1 pseudogene is annotated in these 10,874 nt (G+C 75.5%); it reads right to left on the reverse strand.

Annotation, left to right across the window (positions count from 1 at the left end):
• Positions 1-9: 9 nt before the first annotated feature.
• Positions 10-10,845 (reverse strand): annotated as a pseudogene (locus C1N81_RS07565) (type I polyketide synthase); the annotation flags it as partial.
• Positions 10,846-10,874: the final 29 nt, after the last annotated feature.

The raw sequence follows: 10,874 nt of genomic DNA on the forward strand, positions 1-10,874 counted from the left end.
TTCGGTCGGTCAGGCGCCGAGGCCGGTCAGCCAGGTGTCGGTGGTCTCGGCCGTGGAGCGGGCGTGGTCCTCCATCATCGTGAAGTGGTTGCCGGGGACGTCGAGCACGGTGTGCGCCCGCTCCCACGCCGTCTGCCATTCCTCGGGGCGCAGTTCCTCGCCGGGGGCGGCGGGCACCGGGGGCTCGGTGGAGCGGACCAGGAGGACCGGGCAGTCGAGGGGGCCCGGCTCCCATTCGCCGATCATCGACACGTACCAGCTCATCGCGGTGAGCCGGTCGGAGTCCATGTGCGCGAACATCGACTCGCGGTCGAACATGCCGCCCAGCATCTGCTGGGAGAACCGCAGGAACGGGGAGTCCGCGCGCGGCATGTAGGTGTCGAGCAGGACGACGGCGGCGGGTGCGGCGCCCCGCTCCTGCATCCGCCGGGCCGTCGACAGGGCGAGGACGCCGCCGGAGGACGAGCCGAGCAGGACGGGCGGGGTGTCGCCGACGGTACGTCGCACCGCCTCGGCGTGCAGGTCGGCGACGGCGTCGAAGGTGGCGGGCAGCGCCTCCCCGGTGCCGAAGCCCTGGGTGGGCAGCGCCCAGACGTCGCGCCGGCCGCGGAAGGCGGAGGCGAACCGGGCGTACTGGTGGACGCCGGCGAGGGCGACGTAGGAGCTGAAGCAGACCAGCGGGGCGGCGGTGTCACCGGCCGAGAGGCGGATCGCCCCGGGGACGGAGGCGAGTTCGTCCGGCGAGGTGAACGTCGGCCGCAGTTCGGCGGCGGCCTGCAGCAGGGTGAAGCCGTCGTCGACCCGGTCGTCCAGGCAGGCCTGCTTGAACAGTCCGCCGATGGTGTCCTCCGCGCGTACGGCGACGGAGGCCGCCCCCGTACGGTCCTGGCCGGTGTCCGGCGCACCCTGTCCGCTCTGTTCGCCGAGCCTGCCGTGCAGGTGGGCGGCGAGCGCCTCGGGGGTCGCGTGGTCGAACAGCAGGGTCGGGGCGAGTTTCAGGCCGGTGGCGGTGGCGAGGTGGTTGCGCAGTTCGACCACGGTCAGGGAGTCGAAGCCCTGCTCGGTGAAGAGCCGGTCGGGCTCCACCGCGTCCGGGCCCGCGTGTCCCAGGACGGTGGCGGCCAGCTCGCGCACCAGGCCGGTGAGCAGGGCGCGGCCCTCTTCGGGGGTGCGTCCGGCGAGGAGGTTGCCCGGAGTCGCCGCCGGGGCGTCGGACGCGACCCTGCGGACAGCCGCCGGAGCGGCGGGCCGGACCAGCGCCCGTACGCCGGACCGTCCTGAGGCGGTGGCGACGGCGATCACCGAGGGGTCGGTGGTGGCCAGGGCGTCGTCCAGGAGGGCGAGGGCGTCCTCGGCGGCGAGGGGCCGCAGGCCGCCGCGGGCCAGGCGGCCGCGGTCGGTGTCGGAGAGGCGGCCGGTGATGCCGCTGGCGTCGCCCCACAGGCCCCAGGCGACGGAGGCGGCGGGCAGCCCGGTGGAGTGTCGCAGGGCGGCGAGTCCGTCGAGGAAACTGTTGGCCGCGGCGTAGTTGCCCTGGCCGGGGGCGCCGAAGGTGCCCGCGGCGGAGGAGAAGAGGACGAACGCGGCGAGCGGGTGGGCGGCGGTCAGTTCGTGCAGGTGCCAGGCTCCGTCCGCCTTCGGCCGGAGCACGGTGTCGAAGCGTTCGCCGTCGAGGGCGGTGAGGACGGCGTCGTCGGTGACACCGGCCGCGTGGACGACGCCGGTCAGCGGCGAATCGGCGGGCACGTGACCCAACAGGCGCTCCACTTCGGCGCGTTCGGCGAGGTCACACGCTTCCAGGCGGACCCTGGCCCCGAGTTCGGACAGCTCGGCGACGAGGGCGTCCGCTCCGTCGGCGGCGGGCCCGCGCCGCCCCGCGAGGAGCAGGGAGCGTACGCCGTGCCGGGTGACGAGGTGGCGGGCGACGGTGCGGCCGAGGGTGCCGGTCGCGCCGGTGACGAGCACGGTGCCGTCGGCGAGGGCGGGCGCGTCGCCGGTCGCGGCCGGTGCGATGTCGGGGTGTAGGACGCGGCCGCCCCGGACGGCCGTCTGCGGGCGTCCGCCCGCGACGGCGGCGAGCAGGGCGGGATCGTCGCCGTCCTCGACGTCGCCGGCCAGGTCCACCAGCTGGAAGCGGCCGGGGTGCTCGGCCTGGCCGGTGCGGACCAGGCCCCACAGGGCGGCACCCGGCACATCCGGTTGGCCGACGCGGTCCGCGGTGATCGCGGAGCGGGTGACGAACACCAGGCGGGCGTCGGCGAACCGCTCGTCGGCGAGCCAGCCGCACATCAGCTCGTGGGCGCGGGCCAGATGGCCGCGGACCGTCTCGGGCAGGGCCTGGCCCTGCGCCTCGGGCGCGGCAAGGACCACATCGGGCATGGTCATGCCGGTGTCGACGGCCTTGCCGAGGGCCTCCAGGTCGGCGTAGGTCTCCAGGTGGACCCCGGCCGCGTCGAGTGCGGCGGCCACGCGGTCGTCGCCCTCGCCGAGGAGGATCCAGCGCACCGTGCCGGGACGCGGGGCCTCGGGGACCGGACGGAGCTCCTGCCAGTCCAGGCGCAGCAGTTCGGGCCTGCCGGTGTCCGGGGCGGGGGCGGCGGACACGGCCCGCAGGGTGATCGAGTCGGCGGTGGCGACGGGCTGTCCGGTGGTGTCGGTGACAAGGACCCGGTAGCCGTGCTCGTGGTCCGCCGGGGTGAGGCGTACACGCAGCGCGGTCGCGCCGGTGGCGTGCAGGGTGAGTCCGGTCCAGGCGAACGGCAGCATGGGCGCCGCCCCGTCCTCGTCCCGTACTCCGGGGCGGCGGACGAGCAGCGTCTGCACGGCCGCGTCGAGCAGCGCCGGGTGCAGGGCATGGTGTGCGGCGTCCTGCCGGTACGGCTCGGGCAGCGCGACCTCGGCGTACACCGCGTCGCCGCGCTCCCACACGGTGCCGAGGCCCTGGAAGCTCGGGCCGTAGGCGAACCCGGCGGCGGCGAAGGCCTCGTAGGGGTCGGCGGCGGAGATCTCCTGTGCGCCGGGCGGGGGCCAGGCCGTCAGGTCGTCGGCCGGGGCGGCCTGTGCCCGCGGGGCGAGGACGCCCTGCGCGTGCCGCTGCCAGTCGCCGTCGTCCCCGGCGGACCGGAACGCGTCGTCCCCGGCGTTCCGGGACCAGACGGTGAAGGCGCGGCGGCCGGTGTCGTCGGCGCCGTCGACGGTGACCTGGAGCCGTACGGCGCCCTCGGCGGGCACCACGAGCGGGCTGAGCAGGGTGAGTTCTCCCAGGTGTCCGCAGCCGGTGCGGTCGCCGATGTGCACGGCGAGGTCGAGGTAGCCGGTGGCGGGCAGGATGACCTGGCCGAGGACGGTGTGGTCGGCGAGCCAGGGGTGGCTGCGCAGGGAGAGCCGCCCGGTGAACAGGAGGTCGTCGGAGTCCGCCCGGGTGATCTCGGCGCCGAGGAAGGGGTGTTCCGCGGTGCGCAGCCCGGCGGCCTCGGGGTCGCCGGCCGAGGCGGCGGTCGGCAGCCAGTACCGCTGCCGCTGGAAGGCGTAGGTGGGCAGCGGCACGACGCGGGCGCCGGGCAGGAGGGCCGCCCAGTCGGGTGCGACGCCGTGGGTGAACAGCGTGCCGACGGCGGTGAGCAGGCGCTCCGTCTCGGGCTTGTCGCGCAGGACGGCCGCCACGAACACGGACTCGTCCGTGCTCGGCGCGTCCTGCTCGGTCAGCGCGGACTCGGCGAGCGTGGTGAGCGGGCCGTCGGGTCCGACCTCCAAGAAGCGGCGTGCGCCGAGGCCGTGCAGGCGCGTGACGCAGTCGTGGAAGCGGACCGGTTCGCGGACGTGCCGCACCCAGTACTCGGGGTCGGTGAGCAGTCCGGGCGTGGCGCTCTCACCGGTCAGGCCGGAGATCACGGTCAGGGCCGGTTCGGTGTACGAGACGCGGGCGGCGACGGCACGGAAGTCGTCGAGGACCGGGTCCATCAGGGGTGAGTGGAAGGCGTGGCTGACGCGGAGCCGTGTGGCCCGCCGTCCGGCCGCCGTGAAGTGGTCGCGGATCGCGGCGACGGCCGCCTCGGTGCCGGAGATCACGGTCGCCTCGGGCCCGTTGAGGGCGGCGATGCCGACTTCGTGCTCGCGGCCGGCCAGGAGCGGCGTGACCTCGTCCGCGGCGGCCCGGACCGAGGCCATCGCCCCGCCGGACGGGAGCGCCTGCATGAGGCGTCCGCGGGCGGCGACGAGAGCGCAGGCGTCGTCCAGGTCGAAGACGCCCGCCACGTGGGCGGCCGCGATCTCACCGATGGAGTGCCCTGCTACGAGGTCGGGCCGCACGCCCCAGGATGCGAGCAGGCGGAAGAGGGCGACCTCGAAGGCGAACAGGGCGGGCTGGGCGTACTCGGTGCGCTGGAGCAGCTCGGCGTCGTCACCGCGGACGGCCTCGTCGAGGCCGGGGACGCGCTCGCACACGGCGTCGAAGGCCTCGGCGAACACCGGGTAGGCGGCGCGCAGTTCGCGGCCCATGCCGAGGCGCTGGGCACCCTGCCCGGTGAACAGGAACGCGGTCTTGCCGCCGGAGCGGGCCGTGGCGGGCGGCATGGTCCCGTCCGCCAGGGCGCGCAGCCGGGTGGTGAGCGCGTCGTGGTCGGCGCCGACAAGGACCGCCCGGTGCGGGAACGCCGTCCGGGTGGTCGCAAGTGCCAGCGCGGTGTCGGCGGGCCGGACCTCGGGATGTGCGGCGACGTGGTCGAGCAGTCGGGCGGCCTGGTCGCGCAGGGCGTCCTGGCTGCGGCCGGAGAGGACCCAGGGCACCGGCCCCGTCCACGCGGCCGGCTCCTCCTCGTTCCGCGGCTCCTCGGGCGGGGCTTCCAGGACGATGTGGGCGTTGGTTCCGCTGATACCGAAGGACGACACGCCCGCACGGCGCGGACGCTCCCCCGTCTCGGGCCACGCGCGGGCCTCGGTCAGGAGCGCCACCGCGCCCTGCTCCCAGTCCACGTGCGAGGACGGAGCATCCACGTGGAGCGTCGCGGGCAGCACACCGTGCCGCATCGCGAGCACCATCTTCATCACACCCGCCACACCGGCACCCGCCTGCGTGTGACCGACGTTCGACTTCACCGAACCCAGCCACAACGGCCGGTCCCCGTCACGGTCCTGGCCGTACGTCGCAAGGAGGGCCTGCGCCTCGATCGGGTCACCGAGCTTGGTGCCCGTACCGTGCGCCTCCACCGCGTCCACGTCGCGCGCGGACAGCCCGGCCGAGTCCAGAGCGGCGCGGATGACACGCTGCTGCGAGGGACCGTTCGGCGCGCTCAATCCGTTGGACGCACCGTCCTGGTTGACCGCCGAACCGGCGACGACCGCGAGCACCGGGTGCCCGTTGCGGCGGGCGTCGGACAGCCGCTCGACGAGCAGCAGACCGCCGCCTTCCGAGAAGCCCGTGCCGTCGGCCCCGTCCGCGAACGCCTTGCAGCGGCCGTCCGCCGCGAGACCCTGCTGACGGCTGAAGTCGACGAAGAGGCCGGGGGTCGACATCACCGTCACACCGCCCGCGAGCGCCAGATCGCACTCCCCCGCGCGCAGGGCCTGCGCCGCCAGGTGGAGGGCTACCAGGGACGACGAGCAGGCGGTGTCGACGGTGACCGCGGGGCCTTCGAGGCCGAACGTGTAGGACATGCGGCCCGACAGGACGCTGGCCGAGTTGCCGGTGCCGAGGTGGGCGCCGACGTCGTCGCCCGGGGCGATCGGACGGGCCGTGTAGTCCTGGTAGTTCGTGCCGGCGAACACCCCGGTGCGGCTGCCGCGCAGGCTGCGCGGGTCGATGCCCGCCCGCTCGAACGACTCCCACGCCATCTCGAGGAGCAGCCGCTGCTGCGGGTCCATCGCGAGGGCCTCGCGGGGCGAGATGGTGAAGACGCCGGGGTCGAAGTCGGCGAAGCCGTCGAGGAAGCCGCCGGTGCGGGTGGAGGTGCGGCCCGCCCTGCCGGGCTCGGGGTCGTACAGGGCGGCCACGTCCCAGTCGCGGTCCTCGGGGAAGGGGCCGAGGGCGTCGGTGCCGTCGCTGAGGAGCCGCCAGAACCGCTCCGGGGTGTCGGCGTCGCCGGGGAAGCGGCAGGCCATGCCGACGATGACGACGGGGTCCTCGCCGGTCTGCGGACGTGCCGGGGTTTCAAGACCGCCGGACACGGCGCGGTCGGCGGCCGGGGCGAGGCGTTCGCTGAGGTGCTCGGCGAGCGCGGCGGGGGTCGGGTAGTCGTAGACGAGGGTGGCGGGCAGGCGCATGCCGGTCGCCTCGCCGAGGGTGTTGCGCAGTTCGACGGCGGTGAGGGAGTCGAAGCCCAGTTCGCGGAAGGCGCGCGCGGGTTCGACGTCGTCGGGGCTCGGGTGATTGAGGACGTAGGCGATGTGCGCGCGGACCAGTTCGAGCAGGGCCTGGCGCCGGTCGGCCTCGCCGAGTGCCGTGATGGCCGCGAGTACGTCGTCGCCTTCGTCGGCGGATCCGCTCGGGGCGGCGGCCGGGCGCTGGGCGCGGAGCCGTTCGAGGTCGGGCAGGCCGGTGTAGAGGCGGCGCGGGCGTCCCTTGTCGAGTTCGGCGCCGAAGACTTCCCAGTCGATGTCGGTGACGACGAGCGTCGTGTCGTCCTGCTCCAGGGCGTCCTGGAGGGCGGTGCAGGCGACGGCGGGGTCCATGAGGCGGACGCCGTGGCGCTGGAGGCGTTCGCCGACGGTGCCGGAGGCCATGCCGCCGTCGGCCCAGCCGCTCCAGGCGACCGCCGTGGCGGGCAGACCGCGCGAGCGGCGGTCCTCGGCGAGGGCGTCGAGGTAGGCGTTGCCCGGCGCGTAGTTGCCGTGTCCGGGGCTGCCGAAGACGCCCGACGAGGAGGAGAACAGGACGAAGGCGGACAGGTCGAGCCCTGCGGTGGCGGCGTCGAGGTTCAGGGCGCCGCCGACCTTGACCCGCAGGACCTCGGCGAGGCGCTCCGGGGTGAGGGAGCCGATGACACCGTCGTCGAGGACGGCGGCGGTGTGGAAGACGGCGGTCAGGGGCCGCTCCTCCGGGATGGAGGCAAGGAGGGCGGCGAGGTCCGCCGGGTCGGCGATGTCGCAGGCGACGAGGTCGGCCGTGGCACCGGTGGCCGTCAGCTCGGCGAGCAGCTCGTCGGCGCCCTCGGCGGCGGGGCCCGAGCGGCTGACGAGGAGGAGGTGCGCGGCGCCCGTACGGGCGAGCCAGCGGGCGACGTGGCGGCCGAGGGCGCCGGTCCCGCCGGTGACGAGGACGGTGCCCCGCGGGTTCCAGGCGCGGCGGGCGGGCCGTCCGCCGATGGCGGCGCGCTCCAGGCGGCGGCCGAGGACGCCGGTGGCGCGGACGGCGACCTGGTCCTCGTGGTCGGTTCCGGCGAGGACGGCGACGACCCGGTCGGCGGCGCGGGCGTCGCACCGCTCGGGCAGGTCGACGAGGCCGCCCCAGCAGTCGGCCTGTTCCAGGGCGACGACGCGTCCGAAGCCCCACACCAGGGCCTGGGCGGGGCGGGCGGGCGCGGTGTCGGGGCCGGTGGCGACGGCGCCGCTAGTCAGGAACCAGACCGGGAGGCGGGCGTTGAGGTCGTCCATCGCCTGGACGAGGGCGACCGAGGCGGCGAACCCGCCGGGCAGCTGCGGGTGTTCGGGTTGCGGTGTGTCGTCGAGGGCGAGCAGGGAGAGCACGCCCCGGGCCCCGGCGACCGGTCCGGCCAGGGCGTCGGCGAGGACCGCGCGGTCGGCGGGGTGGTCGACGACGACGGGCAGGCACTCGGCGCCCGCGCGCGTCAGCGCGTCCCGTACGGCGGTGGCTTCGGGGCCGTCCTCGTGGCCGCGCGGCACGAGGAGCGCCCAACGGCCGCTGAGCGAGGGCGCGTCGGCGACCTGGACCGGCGCCCAGGCGATGCGGTAGCGCCAGCGGTCGGCGGTGGCGCGGTCGCTGCTGCGGCGCCGGTAGCCGGCGAGCGCCGGGGCCAGGGTCGCGACGGTCGCCTCGTCGAGGTCGAGGGCGGCGGCGAGGGTGGTGAGGTCGCCGGAGTCGACGGCCTCCCAGAAAGGTGCGTCGGCGGTGTCCGCGGCGGACTCGGTGGCGGCACCGGCGCTGAACCCCGGCCAGTAGCGGCGGCGTTGGAAGGCGTAGACGGGCAGGTCGACGCGGTGGGCGGGCTCGTCGTGGACGGCGGCCCAGTCGACCGGTCCGCCGCGCACCGCGAGGGCGGCCACGGAGGCGAGGAACCGCTCGGGTCCGCCCTCGGAGCGGCGCAGGGAGCCGAGGACCGCGCCGTCGGTGATGCCGAGGTCCTCCAGGATGTCGCCGACGGCGGTGGTGACGACGGGGTGCGGGCCCGCCTCGACGAAGACGCGGTGGCCCGCGTCGGCGAGGCCGCGCACGGTGGTCTCGAAGCGGACGGTGCGGCGGATGTTCTCGTACCAGTAGGCGCCGTCGAGGGTGGTGGTGTCCTCGACGCGGGCGCCGGTGACGGTGGAGTGGAAGGGGATCTCTGCGGGGCGCGGGCGCACGGGCGCGAACCCGGCGAGCAGGGCGTCCTTGACCTCTTCGACCTGGCCGCAGTGGGAGGCGTAGTCGACGGGGACGCGGCGGGCGCGGATGCCGTCGTCGGTGAGGCGGGCGAGGAGTTCGGCGAGCGGTTCGGCGTCGCCGGAGACGGTGACGGAGCGCGGTCCTGTGACGGAGCCGACGGAGATCCGGCCCTCGTAGGGTGCGAGGAGCTGCTCGACCTCGGCGAGGGGCAGCGGGACGGCGACCATGCCGCCGCGCCCGGTGATGGCGGTCAGTTCGCGGGAGCGGGTGACGACGACGCGGGCGGCGTCCTCCAGGGTGAGGACGCCCGCGATGTGCGCGGCGGCGATCTCGCCCTGGCTCTGTCCGGCTACGGCGGCCGGGCGCACCCCGCACGCCATCCACAGACGGGCGAGGGCGACGCAGACGACGAACAAGGTCGGCTGGACGACGTCGAGGCGGTCGAGGGGCGGGGCGCCGGGGGCGCCGCGCAGCACGTCGAGGACGCGGTAGTCGGTGAACGCCTCGACGGCCGCTGCGGCTTCGTCGAAGAAGGTACGGAACCGGGCGTCGGCCGCGTGCAGTTCGACGGCCATGCCCTCCCACTGCGGGCCCTGGCCGGGGAAGAGGAAGACCGGGTCGCCCTCGGTGTCGGCGACGCCGCGGACCACGGCCGGGTCGGGGGCGCCGTCGGCCAGGGCGGTCAGGCCGCGCAGGAGCACGTCGAGGTCGGGGGCGACGACGGCAGCGCGGTGTTCGAGCGCCGGGCGGGTGGCGGCGAGGGACCAGGCGAGGTCGGCGGGGCGCAGCGCGTCGTCCGGGGCGGCGCGCACGTGGGCCGCGAGGCGGGCGGCCTGGTCGCGCAGGGCGGCGGCGGTGCGCCCTGAGACGGTGAAGGCGCGGGGGCGGGGGGCGGCGTCGGCAGGTGCGGCGGCGTCCTCCGGATCGGTGGGCGGCGCCTGTTCGAGGATGACGTGGGCGTTGGTGCCGCTGACGCCGAAGGAGGAGACACCCGCGCGGCGGGGCCGGTCGCCGGTGTCGGGCCAGGCCCTGTTCTCGGTGAGGAGTTCGACGCGTCCGGCGCTCCAGTCGACGTGCCCGCTCGGCCGGTCGACGTGGAGGGTGGCGGGGAGGCGTCCGGCGCGCAGCGCGAGCACCGTCTTGATGATGCCCGCGACACCTGCGGCGGCCTGGGTGTGCCCGATGTTCGACTTCACGGAGCCGAGCAGCAGCGGCCGGTCGGCGGGCCGGTCCTGGCCGTAGGTGGCGAGCAGGGCCTGGGCCTCGATGGGGTCGCCGAGAGTGGTGCCGGTGCCGTGCGCCTCGACGGCGTCGACGTCGGCGGGCACGAGGCGCGCCGACTTCAGCGCCTGCCAGATGACGCGTTCCTGCGAGGGACCATTGGGCGCGGTCAGGCCGTTGGACGCACCGTCCTGGTTGACGGCGGATCCGCGCAGGACGGCGAGCACGGGGTGGTGGTTGCGGCGGGCGTCCGAGAGCCGCTCGACGACGAGGACGCCCGCGCCCTCGCCCCAGGCGGTGCCGTCGGCGGCGTCCGCGAAGGCGCGGCAGCGGCCGTCCGCCGACAGGCCGCGCTGGCGGCTGAACTCCAGGAAGATCGTGGGCGTCGACATGACGGTGACGCCGCCGGCCAGGGCGAGGTCGCACTCCCCCGCCCGGAGCGCCTGTGCCGCCAGGTGCAGGGTGACCAGGGAGGACGAGCAGGCGGTGTCGACGGAGACGGCCGGGCCCTCCAGGCCCAGGGTGTACGAGATCCGACCGGACAGGACGCTGGGCGAGTTGCCGACGCCGTCGTCGCCCGCGTTGTCGGAGTGGCTGAGCAGCGTCGTGTAGTCCTGGAGGTTGGTGCCCGAGAACACGCCGGTGCGGCTGCCGCGCAGGGCGAGCGGGTCGATGCCCGCCCGCTCCAGGGCCTCCCAGCAGATCTCCAGGAGGATGCGCTGCTGCGGGTCGGTGCCGACGGCCTCGCGGGGCGAGATGCCGAAGAACCCGGCGTCGAAGTCGCCGACACGGTCGATGAATCCGCCCGTACGGGTGTAGCTGCGCCCTGGGGTTCCGGGCGTCGGGTCGTAGAGCGCGTCGGTGTCCCAGCCGCGGTCGCGCGGCCACTCCGTCATGGCGTCGGTGCCCTGGTCGAGCAGGCGCCACAGGTCGTCGGGGTCGCCGACGCCGCCGGGGAAGCGGCAGCCCATCGCGACGATCGCTATGGGCTCGCTGTGCTGTGCCTCGGCCGCGGCCAGGCGCTGGCGCGTCTGGTGCAGGTCGGCCGTGACCTTCTTCAGGTAGCCGAGGAGCTTGTCCTCATCGGTCATGTCGTCTCACCCGTTCTCAGGTCCCG

This window comes from Streptomyces sp. SGAir0957, assembly GCF_043523415.1.